This is a genomic window from Cryobacterium adonitolivorans, from assembly GCF_004402695.1.
GTDB lineage: Bacteria > Actinomycetota > Actinomycetes > Actinomycetales > Microbacteriaceae > Cryobacterium > Cryobacterium adonitolivorans.
The window spans coordinates 1-21345 of sequence record NZ_SOFL01000021.1; the positions used below are offsets into that span (position 1 = coordinate 1).

Sequence of the window (21345 nt, forward strand, 5' to 3'; positions counted from 1 at the left end):
CCGCCACGCCCGCCCGCCCGCCCGCCCGCCCGCCCGCCACGCCCGCCCGCCGCTCCCGCCCCGCGAGTTGCCAGTTGCGGCCCGTCGTGGGCCACGCAGGGGGCCCGAAGTGTCTTCTCGCGAGAGGGCTGTGCCCCGAGTGGCCAGTTGCGGCCCGTTGTGGGCCGCGCAGGGGGCCCGAAGTGTCCTCTCGCGAGAGGGCTGTGCCCCGCGTGGCCAGGTGAGGCTCGTCGCCCGTGTTGCGAGGGGCGCGAAGTGTCGCGACCATCGCTGAGCTAACTGTTGCCCTTGCGGACCTTAGTGCCCGGTGCGCCGGACGCAAATGTCCGTTTCGGCAACAGTTGCCCGTGCACGAGCCCGTGAACAAGACCGCCGGCGACACGGCGACCGACCCCAACGGCGCCCGGCGAGCGGAGGCGCCGGGGCCGCATAGGCTGGACGAGTGCTCCTCGCCATCGATACCTCCGCCGGCACCAGCGTCGCCGTCGTCGACCTGACCCACGGCGTGATCGCCGAACGCGGCGTCGCCGACACCATGCGCCATGCCGAGGTGGTCGGCCGCCTCATCCAGGAGTGCCTCACCGAGGCCGCCATCCCCATCTCGGCGCTCTCCGGCGTCGTCGGCGGCATGGGCCCTGGCCCGTTCACCGGCCTCCGCGTCGGCATCGCCGCCGCCCGGGTCTTCGCGCTCGGCATCGGCCGCCCTCTCGTTCCCGTGGTCAGCCACGACGCCATCGCCTACGGCCACTACCGCACCGGCCACACCGGCCCGCTGCTCGTGGTCACCGACGCCCGACGCCGCGAGGTCTACTGGTCCGCGTACAGCGGGGCGGATGCCCAGCACCTGCCGGTGCGCATCGGCGAAGCGGCCCTGGCCAAACCGGCCGAGTTGCTCGAGGCCGACTTCGTGCACGCCGGCCTGCCCCGCCTCGACGCCGCCACCATCTCGGCCGGCGACCTGGGCATGGTCGCCGAACTCGCCTTCGCGGCCGGCCGCCCGTTCGCCGCCGACGAGGCGCTCTACCTGCGCTCGCCCGACGTGACCGTGTCCAAAAACGGCCCCAAGCGGGTGAGCTGATGACCTGGCAACTGCGCCGAGCCAAGCCCGCCGACGTCGAGGCCATCATGGCCCTGGAGACCCACATCTTCGAAAACGACGCCTGGTCGACCGAGATGATGGCCCGCGACGTCGCCGACCCCGGCTGCTACTACCTGGTCGCCTTCCCGCCGGACTCCCCGGAGCACATCGTCGCGTACGCCGGGCTGCAGGCGGCGCTGCGCTCGCCCGAGAGCGACATCCAGACCATCGCCGTGGCCGAGGAGGCCCGCGGCCGGGGGCTGGGCCGGGTACTCATGCTCAGCCTGATCACCGAGGCCCGCAAACGCGGCGCCCGCGAGACCTTCCTCGAGGTGCGCGCGGACAACCCCGGCGCCCAGCACCTGTACCGCTCGCTCGGCTTCGAAGACCTCGGCGTGCGCCGGGGCTACTATCAACCAGACAACGTGGATGCGATCGTGATGCGCCTGCCTATTCCGCCTGCCGAGATGCAATTCACGGATGCCCCCGCCACAGCCGCCGACCCGGCCACCGGCGCATCCGCCGACCCGGCCCCCGCCGCATCCGCAGCACCGACCCGCCCGCTCAACCGCACCAACCCGCTGGTGCTGGGCATCGAAACCTCCTGCGACGAAACCGGCATCGGCATCGTGCGCGGCACCACCCTGCTCTCCAACACCATCGCCTCGTCGATGGACGAGCACGCCCGCTACGGCGGCGTCGTGCCGGAGGTGGCCGCCCGCGCCCACCTCGAGGAGATGGTCCCCGCCATCCACGCGGCGGTCGCCGAAGCCGGCATCCGGCTCGAGGAGATCGACGCCATCGCCGTCACCAGCGGACCCGGCCTCGCCGGCGCGCTCATGGTCGGCGTCGGCGCGGCCAAGTCGCTCGCGGTGGCGCTGGACGTGCCGATCTACGCCGTCAACCACCTCGTCGGCCACGTGGGCGCTGACCTGCTGCGCGGCGATGGCGTCACCGAGGATGCGCCGCTGGAATACCCCACCATCGCCCTGCTGGTCTCCGGCGGGCACACCTCCCTGCTGCTGGTGCGCGACCTGGTCTCCGACGTGGAGCTGCTCGGCGAGACCATCGACGACGCCGCCGGCGAGGCCTTCGACAAGGTCGCCAGGGTGCTCGGCCTGCCCTACCCCGGCGGCCCCCAGATCGATCGGGTCGCGGCCACCGGCGACCCCAACGCCATCCGCTTCCCCCGCGGCCTCAGCCATCAGAAAGACGTCGCAAAGCACCGCTACGACTTCTCCTTCTCCGGCCTGAAGACCTCGGTGGCCCGGTGGGTGGAGCAGAAGGGTGACGCCGGCGAAACCGTGCCGATCAACGATGTCGCGGCTAGCTTCCGCGAGGCCGTCGTCGACGTGCTGCTCACCAAGGCGGTCGCGGCCTGCACCGACCTCGGGGTGCCCCGGCTGCTGCTCGGCGGCGGTGTGATCGCCAATGCGCGGCTGCGCCAGGTGGCCCAGGAACGCACGGATGCGGCCGGTATCGCGCTGCGAATCCCACCCCTGTCGCTCTGCACCGACAACGGCGCCATGATCGCCGCGCTCGGCGCACAGCTGATCATGGCCGGGCACGCACCCTCCAGCCTCGATTTCGGGGCGGATTCCACTCTCCCGGTGGGCCTTATCCAGGCCTGAAACCGCATCTCACCAAGAGTTTTTCGCGCGGACGCGATACTGTGACGGTGGGGGTTTTGCGCAGAGCCTGCACGTTGACACCCCCGCGGCGCGGGTGCCACTATGGCACCCATCGCGCCCAGCGCCCTTGTTTTCCCTACGCTGCACCCACGTGAAGGAGTCCCCATGACCGACCCGAACCAGTACCCGGTGAACAAGCCGGACTCGAACGAGCCCACCCCGCCGGCGGCGTACACCCCGCCCGCACCGCCGGCCTACGGCGTAACACCCGCCGCCCCTGCCTACGGCGCCGCCCCGCAGGGTTACGGACAGCCGGCCGCAGGCGACAAGTGGAATGTTCTCGCGATCATCTCCCTGGTCAGCGCGTTCTTCGTGTCCCTCGCCGCCGTCATCTGTGGCCACATCGCGCTCAGCCAGATCAAGAAGACCGGCGAAAAGGGCCGTGGACTCGCGATCGCCGGCCTCGTGCTCGGCTACCTCGGCCTGATCAGCGGCCTCATTTTCATCGTTGTCATCATTCTCGCGACCATCGCGGGGATCAACGACGGCTCCTACACCACCTACTAAACAGCTCGGCAGACCGCGCTCGTCGGCCAGCCCCGGCCGCCCGATCGGGCGGCCGGGCGGTCTGGACAAAACCAGGCGTTCACAGGAAGGGAATGACGATCATGACTGATCCGAACACACCACATCCCGAGGTTCCCCAGGTTCCCGACGTGCCGCAGGTTCCCGACGTGCCGCAGGTGCCCGATTTTCCGCAGGACAGCGCGGCCGGCGACCCGCCGGAACGCCAGAGCGGCCGCGTCGGCGGCGCCGAACCGACTCCGCCGGGCGCCCAGCCGACCCCGCCGCCTGCCTATGGCCCGCCGGCCCCGGGCCAGGGCACGCCGCCGCCGCCCTACGGCTCACCGCCGCCGGGCTACGTCCCGCCCGGATCCGGGTACGGCACCCCGCCGCCCTCCGGCAGCCCCGCCGCCGGCTACTACGCCGGCCAGCCCGGGATGCCGTCGGCCACCAAACAGCCGATCCTGAGCATCCTGTCGATGGTCGCCGGTGTCATCGGCATCCTCGGCTCCCCGGTCGCGTTCTTCCCGATCTTCGGCGGTATCCTCGCCATCATCCTGCCGGCCGCCGGCGTGGTGCTCGGATTCATCGCCCGCAACAAGGAGCCCAACGGCAGGGGCTTCTGGCTGACGGGTATCATCACCGGTTTCGTGGGCATCGCCCTGGCGCTCTCGAGTATTCTGCTCTGGGCGCTGGTGTTCGCGAGCGTGCCGATGAACAATTACAACTACTGACCGCGCCCCGCGGTTAGTCGAGAAACGAGTCCACACGCATGTCGCAGACCGGGCAGCCCGATACCCGGGCGGAACGGGAGCAGCCGCACCCGCCCGCCGGGGCGCCGGCCCTGTCCCGCGTGCAGGCGCGGGCCGCGGAAGCCCGGGCCACGGAGGCGCGGGCCGCGGAGCTGCGGGGGCTGGCCGGGCATTCGCGTGACCTGACCCGGCCGCCGGCCGCCGGTGAACTCGCCTACGAGTCCACCATCACCGCGCCCACCGAGTGGGTGCCTTATGTGTACACCACGGCCGAGATCCAGACCCATCCGGCCCGCCGGGGACTCAGCGTCGCTTCCGCGGTCTGCGGCGTGCTCGGGGTGCTGGCCGGGATCTTCGTGATCTGGGGCGTGCCCCTGAGCCTGGCCGCGGTGGTGCTCGCACTGGTCGCCCGGGTCGTGGAGCGCCGCGCCGGCGGCCTCTGGATCCTCGGCCTGGTCAGCGGGCTCGCGGGCATCCTGATGGCGGCGCTGTGGTTCGTCGTGATCACCCAGATGCTGCCCGCCTACTACCGCTGAGCCGCAGCCCAGCCCGCAGGCGCCGGTCAGACCCGTTCCACCAGCAGCGCCACCTTGTGGCCGGCCGCGCGGGTCAGCACCAGGGTGCCCGATTCCGGCCCCTTGAGCTTCAACCGGGTGCGCAGGGTCGCCGGGTCCACGTCCACGCCGCGCTTCTTGATCTCCAGGGTGCCGATCTTGCGTTCGGCCAGCGCCAGCCGCAACTTCTTCTCGTCGGTGGGCAGCACCTCGAGCACCCGGAACGCCGTGGCGAACGGGGTGCGCGTCAGGGCCGGGCTGGTCAGGTAGGCCAGGCCCTCGCTGAGCATCGACGCATCCATCGACCTGGCCAGGTCGCCGATCAGCCGGGCGCGGATGATGGCGCCGTCGGGTTCGTACAGGTAGGTGCCGAGCTCGCCGACGCCGACATCCTCGCTGTCGGCCGGGGCGGTCAGTTCTGCGACGCCGTCCTTGGTCAGCAGCAGCGCCGACCGGCGGATACCCGGCCGCGCGAGGGCGCCGAACCACAGCCCCATCTCCACCAGCTTGCCGTCCACCGACACCCACTGGGCCTCGGCGGTCTCCGGGATCTGGTCGCGGTCGTGGCCGGGACCGAGCTTGACGCCCACAGGCATCCGTTCGGCCAGGGCAAACACGTCGTCGAGGTTGGGGGAGTAGTCCTCTGACCGGGTCAGCCGGCTGGTGTTGCCGTGCCCGGCCGTGCGGCGGGCCGGGTCGAACCAGAGCGCGTCGAACTCGGTGGGGTCGATGCTGGACGCGTCGGCGCAGACCACCGAGGAGTTCGGGAACGGGGCCAGGTTGAAACTGGCGACCGTGGCGGTTACCTCGTCGATGTCGATCGCGGTCACCGTCAGCTCCATCGCGGCCATCGCCATGGCATCGCCGCCGATGCCGCAGCCCACGTCGGCGACCCGCTTGAGGCCGGCCTCCACGAACCGGCCGGCGTGCAGGGCCGCCACCCGCAACCGGGTGGCCTGCTCCAGGCCGGCCTCGGTGAACAGCATCCGGCTGGCGAAATCGCCGAACTTGGCCGTCGCCTTCTCCCGCAGCCGGGACTGGTAGAGCACCGCGTTGACCAGGGCAGGGGAGTGCCCGGCCTTGCGCAAGGCGCTGACCGTACGCACGACGTCGGCGCCGGCCTCGTAGACGGGCAGGGAATCCAGCAGGCGCAGGCCTTCGGGTGAGAGCAGCTCAACGAGCTCGGCGCGATCCATCCCGCAAACCTACCAAGCCAAACCGGGCCGTACCCCGAGCGCTCTGGCACTCACGTTGCGTGAGTGCCAGTTGCCCCCTAAACTCGACTTAGCACTCTCGCTGTGAGTCTGCTAACTACGTCTTAGCTAAGAAAGAGGTCAACCGTGTCGGTCTCCATCAAGCCGCTCGAAGATCGCATCGTCATCAAGCAGGTGGATGCAGAACAGACCACCGCTTCAGGACTTGTGATCCCGGACACCGCCAAAGAGAAGCCCCAGGAAGGCGAAGTTGTCGCCGTCGGCCCCGGCCGCATCGACGACAACGGCAACCGCATCCCGCTCGACGTCGCCGTCGGCGACAAGGTGATCTACTCCAAGTACGGTGGAACCGAAGTCAAGTTCGGTGGCGAGGACCTCCTCGTTCTGTCGGCTCGCGACGTTCTCGCGGTCGTCGTTCGCTAGTCACACCGCATATCGTTGAATCCCGGATGGCCTCGGCCATCCGGGATTTTTCGCATCCAGAGGGGTGACAACGTGCACGAGAATCCGACCGGTCCCACCGAGCCGACCGATCCGGTGGATGCCGGCCAGAGCCGGATACGCCCGGCGCGCAGTTCCGCGAGCACGGGCCTGATCTTCGCGATCTGCGCCTACGGCATGTGGGGATTCCTGCCGCTGTACTTCCTGTTCCTCGCGCCGTCCGGAGCGTTCGAGATCGTCGCGTGGCGGGTGCTGTTCTCGCTGGTGTTCTGCGCCGTCCTGATCGTGGCCACCCACGCCTGGCGGCCGCTCGTGGCCGCGCTCCGCTCGCCGCGCATCGTGTGGACGATGGGGCTGGCCGGGGTGCTGATCTTCATCAACTGGCAGACCTTCATCCTCGGCACCCTGAGCGGCCACGTCGTCGAGACGGCGCTGGGCTACTTCATCAACCCGATCATCACGGTGCTGCTGGGTGTCCTGGTGCTGCACGAGAAGCTGCGCACCGCGCAGTGGGCGGCGGTGCTCATCAGCCTGGTCGCCGTGATCGTGCTCAGCGTCGGCTACGGCACCGTGCCCTGGATCTCGCTGATCCTGGCGTTCTCCTTCGGCTTCTACGGCCTGATCAAGAAACGGGTCGGCGGCCACATCGACGCGCTCTCCGGGCTGACCCTGGAGACACTCTGGCTCACGCCGATCGCGATCGTACAGTTGGTGGTGGTATCCCTGATCTCCGGGCTCACCTTCGGCACCGTCTCGACGCTGCACACTATCGCCCTGATCGGCACGGGCGTGCTCACCGCGGTGCCGTTGCTCTTCTTCGCGGCCGCCTCCCGGCGCCTGCCGTTGACCACGATGGGGCTCGTGCAGTACCTCGCTCCGGTGCTGCAATTCATCGCCGGCGTGGTCATCCTGCACGAGCCGATGCCGCCGGAACGCTGGCTCGGATTCGGGCTGGTCTGGCTCGCGCTGATCGTGCTGACCGTCGACATGGTGCGTGCGGGGCGGGCCCAGCGCCGGCCGGTTGTCGACCCGATTTAGGGCTCAAAGCAGGCATCCTGATCAGGGGGCCGTTCGTAACGATTTGGTCGCGTTACACGGCTGTAACACGCCCGCCTTGTTTGAGGTCGTCCGGATGAATACGTTTACAGCACGGCAACGATCGTTTGCCGTGCTCTAACCTTCGATTCCCCTTACCCTAGGAGCAACATGAGCGTATTCGCGAAGGCCTCGGCCTCCCGCTCGGCCCGCGCCGTAGTCACCGGCGTCGCCATCTTCGGCGTCAGCGCACTTCTGCTCACCGGATGCAGCACCGACGCAGCCCAGCCGGCCGCATCGGAAGCACCCGCCGAGAGCAGCGACGTCACCGCCATCGAGGCCGGCGACCGCGATCTGAGCCTGAAGGTCGGCACGATCCTCCCCCAGAGTGGTGGGCTCGCCTTCCTCGGCCCGCCCGAAGAAGCCGGTGTCCAGCTCGCCATCGACGAGATCAAGGCGGCCGACCTGGGCATCGACATCGAAGCCATCCTCCGCGACTCGGGCGACACCACGACCGACACCGCCACCGTCTCCGTGACCGACCTGCTGTCGCAGGACGTATCCGCGATCGTCGGTGCGGCATCCTCGGGTGTCTCCAAGACCGTCATCGACGCGATCACCGGCGCCGGCGTCGTGCAGTTCTCGCCGGCCAACACGTCGGCCGACTTCACGGACTACGACGACAACGGCCTGTACTGGCGCACCGCACCGTCCGACATCCTGCAGGGCGAAGTCCTGGGCAACCTGATCGCCGAAGACGGCAACAGCACCCTGGGCCTGATCGTGCTCAACGACGCCTACGGAACCGGCCTGGCCGAGTACACCACCACGGCGTTTGAGGCTGCCGGTGGAGAGGTCGTCGCCAGCGCGAGCTTCAACGAGGGTGATGCCAACTTCTCGGCTCAGATCGCTGAAGTCACCGCGGCCAACCCCGACGCGATCGCACTGATCACGTTCGACCAGGCCAAGGTCATCACCCCGGACCTCGTTGCCAGCGGCTTCCCCGGCGACAAGCTCTATTTCGTCGACGGCAACCTGTCCGACTACAGCAAGGACTTCGCACCCGGCCTGATCGCGGGCTCGCAGGGCACGCTGCCCGGCCTGGACACCGCAACCCTCGGTGACTTCACCGACCGTCTGCTCGAGGTCGACCCGGCCCTGACCGACTTCAGCTACGCGGCTGAGTCCTACGACGCCGTCATCCTGATCGCCCTGGCCGCGTACGCAGCCAACGACGTCTCGGGTGAGTCGATCTCCAGCTACCTCCAGCAGGTATCCGGTGGCTCCGGTGAGGGCACCAAGGTCACCGACTTCGCGTCGGGCGCCGCGCTCCTGGCCGAGGGTGAGCAGATCGACTACGACGGTTACTCCGGCCCGATCACGTTCGACGAGAACGGCGACCCGACCGACGCAACCATCGGCATCTACGAGTTCGGTGCAGACAACAAGTACACCCGCACCAACTAGTCCCACCCGCTGACCCGCGATACACCCACAGTAGGCGTACCGCGACACGCACAGAAGGGCCCCGGCTTCGGCAGGGGCCCTTCCGCGTGCCCGGCGACCCCGGTCACGGCGCAGCCTCCTGGCTCCTCCCGGCCGTCCGAGTGCATAACTCCTGCAGAACCTGGTCGACGGGATGCCGGGGCCCGGATTCCCGCGGCCGGGCATCCGTTCTGGGGGGAATTGCAGGAGTTGTGCACGAGAGTGGCCGGGAATGAGGGGGCCGTCGACTGTAAGACCTCCGAGGTCCTGGTTCGAATGGTCGCGGGCTGCACACGCCTGCTGGGGGCACCGCGGCGGCTCAGGCGAGCAGATTCCCGCTCGGGACACCCAACTGGCGCCAGGGAGGCGCCTGGCGCCGCCGTAGAGCGCGAAATGCCCCGCTGCGGACCAGTTGCCCCGGTAGACCGGGGCAACTGGTCCGCAACGGGGCAAGTCGGTGGTGCGGTTAGTCGTCCTGACCCAGGGTGCCCAGGTACAGGCCGATCACCTTGGGGTCGTTCAGCAGCTCGCGGCCGGTGCCGGTGTAGGCATCCCGCCCCTGGTCGAGCACGTAGCCGCGGTCGCAGATCTGCAGGCAGCGGCGGGCGTTCTGCTCCACCATGATCGTGGTCACGCCGGCCTTGTTGATCTCCTTGACTCGCAGGAACGCCTCGTCCTGACGCACGGGGGAGAGGCCCGCGCTCGGCTCGTCGAGCAGAAGAACGTGCGGGCCCATCATCAGCGCCCGCGACATCGCCACCATCTGGCGCTCGCCGCCGGAGAGCGACCCGGCCCGCTGGCCGAGGCGCTTGCGCAGCTCGGGGAAGATCTCGGTGACGAACTCGAGCCGCTCGGCCAGTCCCTTGGGCTTCTGGTACATGCCCATCTCCAGGTTCTCCTGGATCGTCAGCGTCGGGAACACGTTGTTCGTCTGCGGCACGAACCCCACACCCTTGGAGACCAGCTTGTTGGCCTTGAGGTTGGTGATGTTGTCGCCGCGCAACCGGATCTCGCCCTCGCGCACCTTGACCAGGCCGAAGATCGACTTGAGCAGGGTGGACTTGCCGGCACCGTTCGGGCCGATGATACCGATCAGCTCGCCGTCGTAGGCGGTGAGCGAGCATTCGTTGAGGATGTTGACGCCGGGCACGTAGCCGGCCGTCACGTTCTTCACCTCGACGACGGCGTTCCGCACCGGGGCCGGTGTGGCGTCGATCAGCGGGCTAGAGTTCGTCATCGAGCAGCTCCTTAATGGCTCCGACATTCTGCTGTTCGGCGCTGGGATCCTCGCCGAGGTCCTCGTCGTGGTGCTGGCCCAGGTACGCGTCGATCACGGCCTGGTTGCGCATCACCTCGTGCGGGTCGCCCTCGGCGACAACACGGCCCTCGGCCATCACGATCACCCAGTCGGCGATGTGACGCACCATGTGCATGTCGTGCTCAACGAAGAGCACGCTCATGCCCTCGGCCTTGAGGTTGAGGATGTGGTCGAGCAGCGACTGGGTCAGCGCCGGGTTGACGCCGGCCATGGGCTCGTCGAGCATAACCAGGGTGGGATCGCTCATCAGCGCCCGAGCCATTTCGAGGAGCTTGCGCTGCCCGCCGGAGAGGCTGGCCGCGTAGTCGTCCTTCTTGGTGTCCAGCTTGAACCGGGCAAGCAGGTCCATCGCCTTGTCCCTGTTGTCGGCCTCCTGCTGGCGCCAGAGGAACGGCAGGACGGCGCGGAACAGGTTCTCGCCGACCTGCGCCTTCGCGCCGAGCAGCATGTTGTCCATCACCGTGAGCAGGCCCAGCGCCTTGGTGAGCTGGAAGGTGCGCACCTGACCCATCCGGGCGACCTTGAACGCGGCCATGCCACCGATGGGGGTGCCCTCGAAGGTCCATGAGCCGGAGTCCGGCTTGTCGAACCCGGTGAGCAGGTTGAACAGGGTGGTCTTGCCGGCCCCGTTCGGCCCGATCAGGGCGGTGATGGCGCCGCGGGGGACCTCGAGGTGCTCGACATCCACCGCCTTGAGGCCGCCGAAGGTACGGCTGACGCCGTCGACCACGAGGATCGGGTCCTTCTTCCTACAGCCGGGGACGGCCTCGCCGATGTGCATGTCAACGGTCTTGACGGGCTTGGCGGTGGGAACGCTGTTACTTGACAAAAGCCAGCTCCTTCTTGTTTCCGAAGATGCCCTGGGGCCTGTAGATCACAATGAGCATGATCGCGACGCCCACCAGGATGAAGCGCAGCTGTCCGGCCTGGATGCTCGTCAGGAACGGGATCCAGCCGGCCTCCACGGCCCGGGCGATGAACCCGGAGAAGAACGACAGCAGCACCCAGAAGACCATCGAGCCGATTACCGGACCGAGGATGGTCGCCGCGCCACCGAGCAGCAGGATGGCGTAGATGAAGAACGTCAGCGAGGTCTGGTAGTTCGACGGCACCACGGCACGGGGCAGCACGAAGATCATGCCGGCGATGGTGCCGTAGACGCCACCGAGGATCAGCGACTGCATCTTGTAGAAGTAGACGTTCTTGCCCAGGGCACGCACGGCGTCTTCGTCTTCGCGGATGCCCTTGATCACACGGCCCCACGGGCTGCGCATGATCTGCCAGGTGAACAGGCAGGCCAGGATCACAATCGTCCAGGCCACGATGCGCAGCCACCAGTCGTAGGCGTTGTACTCGAACGGACCGAACCCGTAGGTGCCGTCGGGGATCGGGTTGAGGGCGGCGAATCCGCCCTTGTACCCGCTGAGCCCGTTGGCCGAACCCGTGACCGGCTCGAAGGTGTTCGTCGTGAACAGCAGGCGCACGATCTCGGCGGCCGCGATCGTGACGATGGCCAGGTAGTCCGCCCGCAACCGCAGGGTCGGGATACCGAGAACCAACGCGAAGATCACGGATGCGCCGATTCCGACGAGCACCGCAGCCCAAACCGGGAACCCGAAGGTCAGGGTCGAGATGGCGTACCCGTAGGCGCCGAGGGCCATGAAGCCGGCCTGGCCGAAGTTGAGCAGGCCGGTGTAGCCGAAGTGAACCGCCAGGCCCAGCGCCGCGAGGGCGTAGGCGGCGGTGGTCGGGCTGATCAGCTCGACGGCCGCGTTGCTAAAGATTGCTCCCCAGTCGATCATCGTCAGCCCCTAGCCAATTCTCTCTTTGCGACCCAGGATGCCTTGCGGCCGAAGCAGCAGCACCAGGATCAAAACGACAAGTGCACCGACGTACTTCAGGTCGGATGGAATCCACAGCGTGGACAGCTCGACGAACAGGCCCACGATGATCGATCCCACGAGGGCGCCGAACGCGGTGCCGAGGCCGCCGAGGGTGGTGGCCGCGAAGACCAGCAGCAGGATCTGGAAGCCCATGTCCCAGCTGACCCCCGGCCGGAAGTACGCCCAGAGCACACCGGAGAGGCCGGCAAGCGACCCGCCGACGATCCACACTATGCGGATGACGCCATCCACGTCGATGCCGCTGGCGGAGGCGAGGCTGGGGTTGTCGGAGACGGCCCTGGTGGCCTTGCCGATGCGGGTGCGCAGCAGGAAGTAGGAGACCGCGAGAAGCACCACGATGCTGATGCCCATGCTGGCCAGGTCGATCGGCGACAGCGAGATCGGGCCGAACTTGAGGTCAGTCATGCCGGAGCCGGGCAGCTGGCTGGTGCCGCCGCCGTAGAACAGCTGGAACGTGTACCGCAGCGCCAGGGACAGGCCGATGCTGACGATCATCAGCGGGATCAACCCGACGCCCTTCTTCCGCAGGGGTTTCCAGATGGTGGCGTCGAGCCCGAAGCCCAGCAGGCCGCTGAGGGCGATCGCCAGCATGATCGCCAGCCAGATCGGCAACCCGAGGGTCGTGGAGAGGGTGAGGGTGGCCAACGCACCGAACGTGATCATCTCCGCGTGCGCGAAGTTGCTCAGGCCCGTGGTGCCGAAGATCAGCGACATGCCGATCGCGGCCAGGGCTAGCAGCAGGCCGAAGTTCAGGCCGTTCACGAACCGGTTCACGAACTGGTCGAAGAAGCTGACCGTGATGCGCTCTCCCTCGCCGAGGAAGTAGTTCACCGACTTCACCTTGGTGAGGCCGAACTCGGCCTGGATCTCGGCACCGCCCTTGGCGACGACCACGCCCTTCGGGAGGGTGTCTTCGTCGAGGGTGACCGTGTAGGTCGCCTTCTCTGGAACGCCGATGCGCCACTTGCCCTCGGCATCCGTGACGACCTCGGCCTCGTAGCCGGAGCCTTCGACGGAAATGAGCACGTCCCCGATGGGCTCGCCACCGAATTGCACATTACCCGAGAGCACGTATTCGTACTGATCAGTGTTGATCTCATCCGCATGAGCCGCGCTCGCCCCGAACGTGGATAACGTCAGGGCGGTTAGAAGTAGGCCGAATAGCAGCACCAACATCCTGGGCGTGGTTCTGCGGACAGCGTGTGTATTGCTCACTGCACCTCCATGGCGGCACCGTCGGTGCGTATTCGAACTGGCACGGACTTGCCTGCCAGCGACTTTGCTGACAGTACGTGCCGATTATGTCGCATATGTTTCGTGCGCAGAATTCAGTGCTGACGATTTTGGATCGCGGAATGCGCGAAGCGCAACGTCGCTTAACATTGAGTACCGGTTGCATCCCTTGGATTTCCGGACTTTTTTCTCTATCCGCAAATGCAAAAGGGGTTTCATGGATCAGCCAGATCCGTTCGGTTTCACCGGACTCACCTACGACGACGTCCTTCTCCTGCCGGGCCACACCGACGTCATTCCGAGCGAGGCCGAGACAAAGTCCCGGCTAACCCGCAGAATGAGCGTCGCGACGCCGCTGCTGTCCAGTGCCATGGACACCGTCACCGAGACCCGCATGGCCATCGCCATGGCTCGTGAAGGCGGTCTGGGCATCCTGCACCGCAACCTGTCGATCGCCGACCAGTCCGAGCAGGTGGACCTGGTCAAGCGCAGCGAATCCGGCATGATTACCAATCCGGTAACGACTTCGCCCGACGCCACCGTCGCCGAGGTGGATGCCCTCTGCGGCCAGTTCCGCATCAGCGGCCTGCCGGTCGTCGACAACGACGGTGTGCTCGTGGGAATCATCACCAACCGCGACATGCGCTTCGTCTCCGCCGTGGCCAAGCACACCACCCGCGTGCGCGAAGTCATGACGACGTCGCCGCTGATCACCGGCAAGGTGGGCATGGCCCCCATGGACGCCGTGGCCATCTTCGCCACCCACAAGATCGAGAAGCTGCCCCTCGTCGACGACGCCGGCCGGCTCACCGGCCTCATCACCGTCAAGGACTTCGACAAGAGCGAGGAATACCCCTCCGCTACGAAGGACGACGGCGGGCGACTGCGCGTGGGCGCGGCCATCGGCTTCTTCGGTGACGCCTGGCGCCGCGCATCCGCCCTGCTCGAGGCCGGCGTCGACGTGCTCGTTGTCGACACCGCCAACGGCGACAGCGCCGGTGTGCTCGAGATCATCCGCAAGCTCAAGTCCGACAAGGCCTTCGCCGACGTCGACGTCATCGGCGGCAACGTCGCCACCCGCTCCGGCGCGCAGGCGCTCATCGACGCGGGCGCGGATGCCATCAAGGTGGGCGTGGGCCCCGGCTCGATCTGCACCACCCGCATCGTCGCCGGCGTGGGCGTGCCCCAGATCACCGCGGTCTACCAGGCCTCGCTGGCCGCGCGGGAGACCGGCGTGCCGGTCATCGCCGACGGCGGACTGCAGTACTCCGGCGACATCGCCAAGGCGCTCGTCGCCGGCGCCGACACCGTGATGCTCGGCTCCCTGCTGGCCGGCTGCGACGAGAGCCCTGGCGAGCTCGTCTTCGTCAACGGCAAGCAGTTCAAGACCTACCGTGGCATGGGATCGCTGGGCGCGCTGCAGACCCGCGGCAACAAGACCTCCTACTCCAAGGACCGCTACTTCCAGTCCGATGTGCCCAGCGACGACAAGCTCATCCCCGAGGGCATCGAGGGCCAGGTGCCCTACCGCGGCCCGGTGTCGAACGTGGCGTACCAGCTCATCGGCGGGCTGCGACAGTCGATGTTCTACGTGGGCGCGCGCACCATCGACGAGCTCAAACAGAAGGGCAAGTTCGTGCGCATCACCGCCGCGGGCCTGAAGGAGAGCCACCCGCACGACGTGCAGATCGTGGTCGAGGCGCCCAACTACCGCCGCTAGCATCCGCGAACTGAGAGAAAAGCCCCGAGAATCTCGAGTTTTCGGGGCTTTTCTCACGGTTCGGCGACCAAATGGGCTGCGACTAAACTGAGCTAGTGAGTATGGAAATTGAGATCGGCCGGTCCAAGCGCGCACGCCGCGTATACGCCTTCGACGACATCGCGGTGGTGCCCAGTCGGCGCACCCGTGATCCCGAGGATGTGTCGGTCGGCTGGTCCATCGACGCCTACCAGTTCGACATCCCGTTCCTCGCCGCCCCGATGGACTCCGTCGTCTCGCCGACGACCGCGATCATGATGGGCCAGCTGGGCGGCCTCGGCGTGCTCGACCTCGAAGGCCTCTGGACCCGGTACGAGAACCCGGAGCCGCTGCTGGCCGAGATCCGAGCGCTGCCCGCCGACAAGACCACGGCGCGCATGCAGGAGATCTACGCCGAGCCGATCAAGCCGGCCCTCGTCACCGAGCGCCTCGCCGAGATCCGCGCCGCCGGCGTCACCGTCGCCGGCGCCCTGTCGCCGCAGCGCACCCAGGAGCTCTACGAGACCGTCGTCGCCGCCGGCGTCGACCTCTTCGTCATCCGGGGCACCACGGTCAGCGCCGAGCATGTCTCCCGCAACCAGGAGCCGCTGAACCTCAAGAAGTTCATCTACGACCTCGACGTGCCCGTCATCGTCGGTGGCGCCGCCACCTACACCGCGGCGCTGCACCTGATGCGCACCGGCGCGGCCGGCGTGCTCGTCGGCTTCGGCGGCGGCGCGGCATCCACCACCCGCACCAGCCTCGGCATCCACGCCCCCATGGCCACCGCCGTGGCCGACGTCGCCGGCGCCCGCCGCGACTACATGGACGAATCCGGCGGCCGCTACGTGCACGTCATCGCCGACGGCGGCCTCAGCACCTCCGGCGACATCGTCAAGGCCATCGCCTGCGGCGCGGATGCCGTGATGCTCGGCACCGCCCTCGCCCGCGCCACCGACGCTCCCGGCGGCGGCTTCCACTGGGGAGCCGAAGCGCACCACTCGCAGCTGCCCCGCGGCAAGCGCGTTGAGGTGGGCACCGTCGCCCCGCTCGAGGCGATCCTTTACGGACCCGCACCGGTCGCCGACGGCACCGCCAACCTGGTCGGTGCCCTGCGCCGCTCGATGGCGACCACCGGTTACAGCGGAATCAAGGAATTTCAGCGGGTCGAGGTAGTTGTCGCGCCGTACTGAGTGAACTAGCGTCGAAGCAAGCACCACCGATGGCGATGGGAGTTTGCAGATGACGCACGATAATTCGGTGACCAGGTCAACGAAGCTCGGACCTGAGGAACGCGCGGCGGCGATCGAGCGCCTCAAATCCAAGGAACTCGACATCCTCGTGGTCGGCGGCGGCATCGTCGGCACCGGCAGCGCCCTGGATGCAGTCACCCGCGGGTTGAGTGTCGGGATGCTCGAGGCGCGGGACTGGGCGTCGGGCACCTCGAGCCGCTCGTCGAAGCTGGTGCACGGCGGCATCCGCTACCTGGAACAGCTCGACTTCCGACTGGTGCGGGAGGCCCTCACCGAACGCGGGCTGCTGCTCAAGCGCATCGCCCCGCACCTGGTCAAGCCGGTGCGGTTCCTCTACCCGTTGAAGAAGCGGGTCTTCGAACGCGGCTACGTGGGCGCCGGGATGCTGCTCTACGACATGCTCTCCTACATCGGTGGCCGGCCCGGAGTGCCGCATCACCGGCACCTCAGTCGCGGCCAGGTGGCCAAGCTGGTGCCCAGCCTCAACCACAACGCCCTCGTCGGCGGCATCACCTACTACGACGCGCAGGTCGACGACGCCCTCTACGTGGCGTCGCTGGCCCGCACGGCGTCGGCGTACGGCGCCCACGTGGCCAGCCGGGTACGGGTGGAGGGCTTCCTCAAGGTGGGCGAACGGGTCGTCGGCGTGCAGGCACACGACCTGCAGACCGGGGAGCGCTTCGAGGTTCGCGCCAAGCAGGTGGTCAACGCCACCGGCGTTTGGACCGACGACACCCAGCGGATGGTCGGCGAACGCGGCACCTTCAAGGTGCGCGCGTCCAAGGGCATCCACCTCGTCGTGCCGCGGGACAGGTTCCAGTCGTCGATGGGCCTGCTGCTGCGCACCGAGAAGAGCGTGCTCTTCGTGATCCCGTGGGGCCGGCACTGGCTGATCGGCACCACCGACACCGACTGGCACCTGGACAAGGCGCATCCTGCAGCCACGGCCGCGGACATCGACTACCTGCTCGAACACGTCAACGCCGTGCTGCAGGTGCCGCTGACCCGGGAAGACGTGGAGGGAGTCTACGCTGGCCTCCGGCCGCTGCTGGCGGGGGAGTCCGAGCAGACCTCCAAGCTGTCCCGCGAGCACCTCGTCGGGCACTCGGTGCCCGGCCTGGTCGTGATCGCCGGCGGCAAGTGGACCACCTACCGGGTGATGGCCAAGGACGCGATCGACGCCGCAGTGGATGCCCTCGACGGGCTGGTGCCGCCGTCCACGACCAAGGAGATCCCGTTGCTCGGCGCCGAAGGCTACCGGGCCGCGTGGAACAAGCGCGGCAAGATCGCCCACGCCTTCAACCTGCACACCGTGCGGATCGAGCACCTGCTCAACCGTTACGGCACCCTCACCGACGAACTGCTCGACCTGATCAAGGAGAAGCCGGAGCTGGCCGACCCGCTGCCCGGCGCCGACGACTACATCCAGGCCGAGGTGGTCTACGCCGCCACCCACATGGGCGCGCTCCACCTCGAGGACGTGCTCGCCCGGCGCACCCGTATCTCGATCGAGGCCTGGGACCGCGGGGTGTCCGCGGCACCCGTCGCCGCACGGCTGCTGGCCGGGGTGCTGGGTTGGGACACCGAGCGTGAGGAGCGGGAGGTGTCGATCTACCTCAAGCGGGTCGCCGCCGAGCGAGCCTCGCAGACCCAGCCCGACGACGAATCCGCCGACCGGGTGCGGTTGGAGGCGCCGGACATCGTGACGAACTGAGCGGATGCCGCGCGCTGCGGCTCGGCTCGGTCGCCCCACTCCCGCGTTCGGTGCGCCCCGTGTGGCGCGCTGCACCCGCCATGGCGGGCGCATCCTGCCATACGGAGTGCACCGGCGGGACCCAACTTCGCCCGCGGGCCCTGCTGCCGCCACTGCACCTGAGGGAACGGCTTCACCCGTGCTGCGTCGCCTCCGATGCCCGCGGCGGCCCAGTGCACCCCGTGTGGCGCGGTGCACCCGCTATAGATGGTGCATCGCGCCACCGGGGGTGCACCGGCGACGGCGTCTGGGCTCAGCGGGCGCGGGGGACACCGTTCCGGGTGAGGAGGGCACCCAACGCCTCGAGGGATGTGGCGATCGGCCAGTCCCAACGGAAAACGCCCAGCCCCAACGCGCGCAGTCGGTCTTCCCGGACTTTTTCGGCGATGACGATGCCGGCGACGGGGCGCCCGCGGGTGAATTCGTCGCGCAGATACTTGCCGTGCCCGTCGAATTCGCCGACGGTGCGGATGCCCGGCCAGAAGAAGTCGCTATATCCGATCAAGCCGGCCTGATCCCAGTGCGGCACCTGCAACTCCGGTGCGAGAAAGCCCAGCAGGAAGATGCCGGCTCGGCTGATCGACTCTCCCACCGATCCCGAGAGCGGCGAGGCGAAGTCCAGCGCGCGTCCCGCCGCCGCGCGGCCGGGGACGCGGCCGAGCTGCGCAAACGCCTGTTCGAGCTCTTCCCTGGTCGTCAACGCGTCACCGGCGCGTGGTTGGTGCAAGGCCTTGTCCATCACCGCCACCGCCTGGCCGAACCGGAGCATTCGGGCCATTGCCACGGCGGTGGCCGCGACGGACGTCACCCGAAGCCCCTCGTGCTCCATGACGTCGAGGCTGTGCTCCTGCGAATGACGGACAACGCCGGGCCGGGATCGTCCGCCCGCCGCCGCCGAGGCGGTGAGATGAACCTCCGTGGGCCAGGCACCGACGATCGGCAAACCCCAGAGCGCTGCCGCGGAGACGTGCGAGTAGACGGCGGGCCCCTCAGCGACCGCGGCATGTGCCCGGATCCGGCGGAGGTAGCGCTCATCCGCCCCCAGGGCCGCCCACTCTGTGGTGAGCACGTACACCCCGCGACGAAGGCGGACGAGTCCCTTTCGTTCGAACTCGCGTCGGAGCTCCCGCTGGAGGCCGACTCGCGCCGCGTCGGTCGCGAGGATGAGGCCGTTGCGGCCGATCAACATGGTGAGTGCGTCCAAACCGCCAGATGAGGTGGTGTCCATTCGGAGAGGGTCGCAGATTACCGCTTCCGGTGGAGGCGCGGCGGGAGATCTGTGCACTTCCGCCTTCCCGTCGTCTGGGCGTGCACCCCGTATGGCTGAATGCGCCAGGCATAGCGGGCGCACTGGGCCATACGGGGCGCACCGAACGCGGCGCGGGGCAATCGCGGGGCGCGGCGAGCCGAGCGGATGCGGCGGCGCCGCGGCCCGCCAAACCGGCAGACACGCTCCGGTAGAATGAGAAGACCGCCCACAAGCCTTCAGGAGTCGCACCATGGTTGACGTTCGACGGGTCAAGCTCCCCGGTGTGGGTGTGCTGCACACCTTCATCACCGATGACGGCGGCAAGGTCGGTGTCATCGCGCACCGTTCCGGTCACAGCGACCTGATCACTTTCGCCGACGACGAGGGCGGCCCCGACGCCAGCAAGGTTTCCCTGCGCCTGAGCGAGGACGAGGCGCACACCCTCGCCGAACTGCTCGGTGGCACCCAGATCACCGAGTCGCTCACCGCGCTCGACCAGATCCCCGGGCTGAGCATCGACTGGTTCACCGTGGACTACGAGGACCACATCGCCGGCCAGCCGCTGGGCAACCCCGCCGAGCGCGGCATCGCCGGACTCACCGTGGTGGCCGTCGTGCGCGGCGAATCCGCCAACCCGGCTCCCGCGCCCGACTTCAAGGTCTTCCCCGGCGACACCCTGGTGGTGGCCGGATCTCCCGAGAAGGTCGCGAAGGCCTTCGCCTTCTTCCGCACCGGTGAGATCAAGGCCAAGCCCGTCGTCGCGCCGCCTGGAGGGTAGCCGATGAACCTCGGTGAAGACCTCCTCACCCTGGGCATCCTGCTGGTGGTTGCCTACGTCCTCGGCCGCCTGGGCAAGCTGATCGGCCTGCCGTCGATCCCGATCTACATGATCGTGGGTCTGCTGGCGAGCCCGTACAGCGGATGGTTCCCGCTGGACTTCCATTCCGCCGACATCGAACTCATCGCGGTCTTCGGGCTGATCCTGCTCTTGTTCAGCCTGGGCCTCGAGTTCGACCAGGAGGCCTTTTTCGGCGACGCCGGAAAGCTGTTGGTCTCCGGCGGCAGCTACATCCTGATCAACATGGGCGCCGGCTTCGCGTTCGGAATGATGACCGGCTGGGGTGCCAGGGAGGCCCTGGTCATCGCGGGCATGACCGGCACCTCGTCCAGCGCGATCATCACCAAACTGCTCATCGAACTGCGCCGGCTGGCCAACAAGGAAACCCCGATGATCCTCGGGGTGACCGTGGTCGGTGACATCTTCATCGCCGTGTACCTGGCCATCGTGTCCGTGGTTCTCAGCGGCAAGACCGAGATCTGGCCGATCGTGCTGCAACTGGGCATCGCGTTCCTGTTCCTCGTGGTGATGTTCTCCGTCGCCCGGTGGGGCGGCCGGGTCGTGTCCAGGCTGATGCGCACCAAGGACGACGAGCTCTTCACCATCCTGTTCTTCGGCCTGGCTGTGCTCTTCGCCGGCATCGGCGAGATCATCGGCGTCACCGACGCCATCGGCGCGTTCCTCATCGGCGTGGTGCTGGGCGCGAGCACCTACCGGGGTCGCATCGAACGGGTGGCGGTGCCGCTGCGTGATGTCTTCGGGGCGTTCTTCTTCCTCAACTTCGGCCTGGCGCTGAACGTGGCCGAGTTCGGCTCGGTCATAGGCCTGGTGGGCATCGCCATCGTGATGACCTTTGTGCTCAGCCTGGGGTCGGGCGCGCTGCTGGCCCGGATGCACCAGATGGGGGTGCGGGAAGGCCTGAACACCGCCGCGATCTTCGTCAACCGCGGCGAGTTCACCCTGATCCTGGCGACGCTGTCGGTCAGCGCGGGCCTCGACCCGCGGCTGCAACCGTTCGCGGGACTGTACGTGCTGACCATGGCGATCCTCGGCCCGCTGTTCACCGCCAACTCGGAGAAGATCGGCGCCGCCTTCAGCCGGCGCTCCAGAGCGGCGCATCCGCCCACCCGCACCCCGGAGCGCGACGCCATGCGCGCCGAGGAGATCGCGCTGGTTGAGGCGGTCACCCACGACCAGAAATCCGGCGACCCGATGGTGGACTTCATCTCCGACACGTACCCGACCCCCCAGAAGAAGACCGACAAGGCCGGCCAGGACGACCGGACGGGTGACTACTCGTGATCC

19 protein-coding genes and 1 pseudogene are annotated in these 21345 nt (G+C 68.1%); 14 read left to right on the plus strand and 6 right to left on the minus strand.

Annotated elements, in window-relative coordinates:
- Positions 1 to 442: 442 nt before the first annotated feature.
- The 6 genes and pseudogenes from tsaB to E3O42_RS06065 all read left to right on the plus strand — a co-directional run bounded on the left by tsaB (position 443) and on the right by E3O42_RS06065 (position 4561).
- Positions 443 to 1078 (plus strand): tRNA (adenosine(37)-N6)-threonylcarbamoyltransferase complex dimerization subunit type 1 TsaB, encoded by a 636-nt coding sequence (gene tsaB, locus E3O42_RS06045; RefSeq protein ID WP_134453081.1) that lies wholly within the window; start codon positions 443 to 445, stop codon positions 1076 to 1078.
- Positions 1078 to 1509: pseudogene (rimI, locus tag E3O42_RS18825) on the plus strand (ribosomal protein S18-alanine N-acetyltransferase); the annotation flags it as partial. The gene tsaB and the pseudogene rimI, both read left to right, overlap by 1 nt.
- 36 nt (positions 1510 to 1545) lie before the next feature.
- The gene (tsaD, locus tag E3O42_RS18830) at positions 1546 to 2709 is read left to right on the plus strand and encodes a tRNA (adenosine(37)-N6)-threonylcarbamoyltransferase complex transferase subunit TsaD (protein ID WP_420897866.1); all 1164 of its coding nucleotides are present in this window, start codon (positions 1546 to 1548) and stop codon (positions 2707 to 2709) included.
- Between the two features lie 165 nt (positions 2710 to 2874).
- Positions 2875 to 3276 carry a DUF4190 domain-containing protein gene (locus tag E3O42_RS06055; protein ID WP_166787910.1) on the plus strand — a complete coding sequence of 134 codons (402 nt, stop codon included), beginning with the start codon at positions 2875 to 2877 and terminating at the stop codon, positions 3274 to 3276.
- A gap of 101 nt (positions 3277 to 3377) precedes the next feature.
- Positions 3378 to 4007, plus strand: coding sequence for a DUF4190 domain-containing protein (locus tag E3O42_RS06060; protein WP_134453084.1), 630 nt, complete (start codon positions 3378 to 3380; stop codon positions 4005 to 4007).
- A gap of 38 nt (positions 4008 to 4045) precedes the next feature.
- The gene (locus E3O42_RS06065) at positions 4046 to 4561 is read left to right on the plus strand and encodes a hypothetical protein (protein ID WP_134453085.1); all 516 of its coding nucleotides are present in this window, start codon (positions 4046 to 4048) and stop codon (positions 4559 to 4561) included.
- Between the two features lie 26 nt (positions 4562 to 4587).
- Here E3O42_RS06065 and E3O42_RS06070 read toward each other — a convergent pair whose 3' ends face one another.
- Entirely contained in the window at positions 4588 to 5775 is a 1188-nt protein-coding gene (locus E3O42_RS06070) for a class I SAM-dependent methyltransferase (protein ID WP_134453086.1), read from the minus strand.
- Between the two features lie 144 nt (positions 5776 to 5919).
- On the opposite strand from E3O42_RS06070, the gene groES reads away from it, so the two are divergent.
- The 3 genes from groES (at position 5920) to E3O42_RS06085 (ending at position 8736) form a co-directional block, all read left to right on the plus strand.
- Positions 5920 to 6216, plus strand: a complete 297-nt coding sequence (gene groES, locus E3O42_RS06075; protein ID WP_066597535.1) for a co-chaperone GroES — start codon at positions 5920 to 5922, stop codon at positions 6214 to 6216.
- Positions 6217 to 6351: 135 nt separating this feature from the next.
- On the plus strand, positions 6352 to 7272 hold the full coding sequence (rarD, locus tag E3O42_RS06080; protein WP_241984671.1) for an EamA family transporter RarD: 921 nt from the start codon (positions 6352 to 6354) through the stop codon (positions 7270 to 7272).
- Between the two features lie 168 nt (positions 7273 to 7440).
- A complete protein-coding gene (locus E3O42_RS06085; protein WP_134453088.1) occupies positions 7441 to 8736 on the plus strand; it encodes an ABC transporter substrate-binding protein in 1296 nt (431 codons plus the stop codon).
- A gap of 484 nt (positions 8737 to 9220) precedes the next feature.
- Here E3O42_RS06085 and E3O42_RS06090 read toward each other — a convergent pair whose 3' ends face one another.
- The 4 genes from E3O42_RS06090 to E3O42_RS06105 are packed head-to-tail and all read right to left on the minus strand — an operon-like array spanning position 9221 to position 13191.
- Complete coding sequence (locus E3O42_RS06090; protein ID WP_134453089.1) at positions 9221 to 9991, minus strand: ABC transporter ATP-binding protein; 771 nt, start codon at positions 9989 to 9991, stop codon at positions 9221 to 9223.
- The gene (locus E3O42_RS06095; RefSeq protein ID WP_134453122.1) at positions 9978 to 10853 is read right to left on the minus strand and encodes an ABC transporter ATP-binding protein; all 876 of its coding nucleotides are present in this window, start codon (positions 10851 to 10853) and stop codon (positions 9978 to 9980) included. Before E3O42_RS06095 ends, E3O42_RS06090 begins: the two co-directional genes overlap by 14 nt.
- Positions 10854 to 10890: 37 nt before the next feature.
- Positions 10891 to 11871, minus strand: a complete 981-nt coding sequence (locus E3O42_RS06100) for a branched-chain amino acid ABC transporter permease (protein WP_134453123.1) — start codon at positions 11869 to 11871, stop codon at positions 10891 to 10893.
- A gap of 12 nt (positions 11872 to 11883) precedes the next feature.
- On the minus strand, positions 11884 to 13191 hold the full coding sequence (locus E3O42_RS06105) for a branched-chain amino acid ABC transporter permease (RefSeq protein WP_241984669.1): 1308 nt from the start codon (positions 13189 to 13191) through the stop codon (positions 11884 to 11886).
- Positions 13192 to 13426: 235 nt separating this feature from the next.
- Between E3O42_RS06105 and guaB the strand changes: the two genes are divergently transcribed.
- The 3 genes from guaB (at position 13427) to E3O42_RS06120 (ending at position 17914) form a co-directional block, all read left to right on the plus strand.
- Positions 13427 to 14929, plus strand: a complete 1503-nt coding sequence (guaB, locus tag E3O42_RS06110) for an IMP dehydrogenase (RefSeq protein WP_134453090.1) — start codon at positions 13427 to 13429, stop codon at positions 14927 to 14929.
- 101 nt (positions 14930 to 15030) lie between these two features.
- The gene (locus E3O42_RS06115) at positions 15031 to 16140 is read left to right on the plus strand and encodes a GuaB3 family IMP dehydrogenase-related protein (protein ID WP_134453125.1); all 1110 of its coding nucleotides are present in this window, start codon (positions 15031 to 15033) and stop codon (positions 16138 to 16140) included.
- A gap of 49 nt (positions 16141 to 16189) precedes the next feature.
- A complete protein-coding gene (locus tag E3O42_RS06120) occupies positions 16190 to 17914 on the plus strand; it encodes a glycerol-3-phosphate dehydrogenase/oxidase (protein WP_174844227.1) in 1725 nt (574 codons plus the stop codon).
- Positions 17915 to 18206: 292 nt separating this feature from the next.
- On the opposite strand, the gene E3O42_RS06125 is transcribed toward E3O42_RS06120, so the two are convergent.
- Positions 18207 to 19181, minus strand: coding sequence for a hypothetical protein (locus E3O42_RS06125; protein WP_134453092.1), 975 nt, complete (start codon positions 19179 to 19181; stop codon positions 18207 to 18209).
- A 271-nt stretch (positions 19182 to 19452) separates the two neighbouring features.
- Between E3O42_RS06125 and E3O42_RS06130 the strand changes: the two genes are divergently transcribed.
- Together E3O42_RS06130 and E3O42_RS06135 are read left to right on the plus strand one after the other, a co-directional pair.
- Positions 19453 to 19980, plus strand: coding sequence for a cation:proton antiporter regulatory subunit (locus E3O42_RS06130; RefSeq protein WP_134453093.1), 528 nt, complete (start codon positions 19453 to 19455; stop codon positions 19978 to 19980).
- A gap of 3 nt (positions 19981 to 19983) precedes the next feature.
- Complete coding sequence (locus E3O42_RS06135) at positions 19984 to 21342, plus strand: cation:proton antiporter (protein WP_134453094.1); 1359 nt, start codon at positions 19984 to 19986, stop codon at positions 21340 to 21342.
- Positions 21343 to 21345: the final 3 nt, after the last annotated feature.

What these genes read in the sequence shown, in the direction of transcription:
- E3O42_RS06135 (WP_134453094.1), top strand. Translation starts at nt 19,984, where the DNA reads ATGAACCTCGGTGAAGACCTCCTCACCCTGGGCATCCTGCTGGTGGTT.
- E3O42_RS06065 (WP_134453085.1), top strand. Translation starts at nt 4,046, where the DNA reads ATGTCGCAGACCGGGCAGCCCGATACCCGGGCGGAACGGGAGCAGCCG.
- E3O42_RS06055 (WP_166787910.1), top strand. Translation starts at nt 2,875, where the DNA reads ATGACCGACCCGAACCAGTACCCGGTGAACAAGCCGGACTCGAACGAG.
- E3O42_RS06070 (WP_134453086.1), bottom strand. Translation starts at nt 5,775, where the DNA reads ATGGATCGCGCCGAGCTCGTTGAGCTGCTCTCACCCGAAGGCCTGCGC.
- E3O42_RS06115 (WP_134453125.1), top strand. Translation starts at nt 15,031, where the DNA reads ATGGAAATTGAGATCGGCCGGTCCAAGCGCGCACGCCGCGTATACGCC.
- E3O42_RS06060 (WP_134453084.1), top strand. Translation starts at nt 3,378, where the DNA reads ATGACTGATCCGAACACACCACATCCCGAGGTTCCCCAGGTTCCCGAC.
- E3O42_RS06095 (WP_134453122.1), bottom strand. Translation starts at nt 10,853, where the DNA reads ATGCACATCGGCGAGGCCGTCCCCGGCTGTAGGAAGAAGGACCCGATC.
- E3O42_RS06130 (WP_134453093.1), top strand. Translation starts at nt 19,453, where the DNA reads ATGGTTGACGTTCGACGGGTCAAGCTCCCCGGTGTGGGTGTGCTGCAC.
- E3O42_RS06120 (WP_174844227.1), top strand. Translation starts at nt 16,190, where the DNA reads ATGACGCACGATAATTCGGTGACCAGGTCAACGAAGCTCGGACCTGAG.
- guaB (WP_134453090.1), top strand. Translation starts at nt 13,427, where the DNA reads ATGGATCAGCCAGATCCGTTCGGTTTCACCGGACTCACCTACGACGAC.
- tsaD (WP_420897866.1), top strand. Translation starts at nt 1,546, where the DNA reads ATGCAATTCACGGATGCCCCCGCCACAGCCGCCGACCCGGCCACCGGC.
- E3O42_RS06125 (WP_134453092.1), bottom strand. Translation starts at nt 19,181, where the DNA reads ATGGACACCACCTCATCTGGCGGTTTGGACGCACTCACCATGTTGATC.
- E3O42_RS06085 (WP_134453088.1), top strand. Translation starts at nt 7,441, where the DNA reads ATGAGCGTATTCGCGAAGGCCTCGGCCTCCCGCTCGGCCCGCGCCGTA.
- E3O42_RS06090 (WP_134453089.1), bottom strand. Translation starts at nt 9,991, where the DNA reads ATGACGAACTCTAGCCCGCTGATCGACGCCACACCGGCCCCGGTGCGG.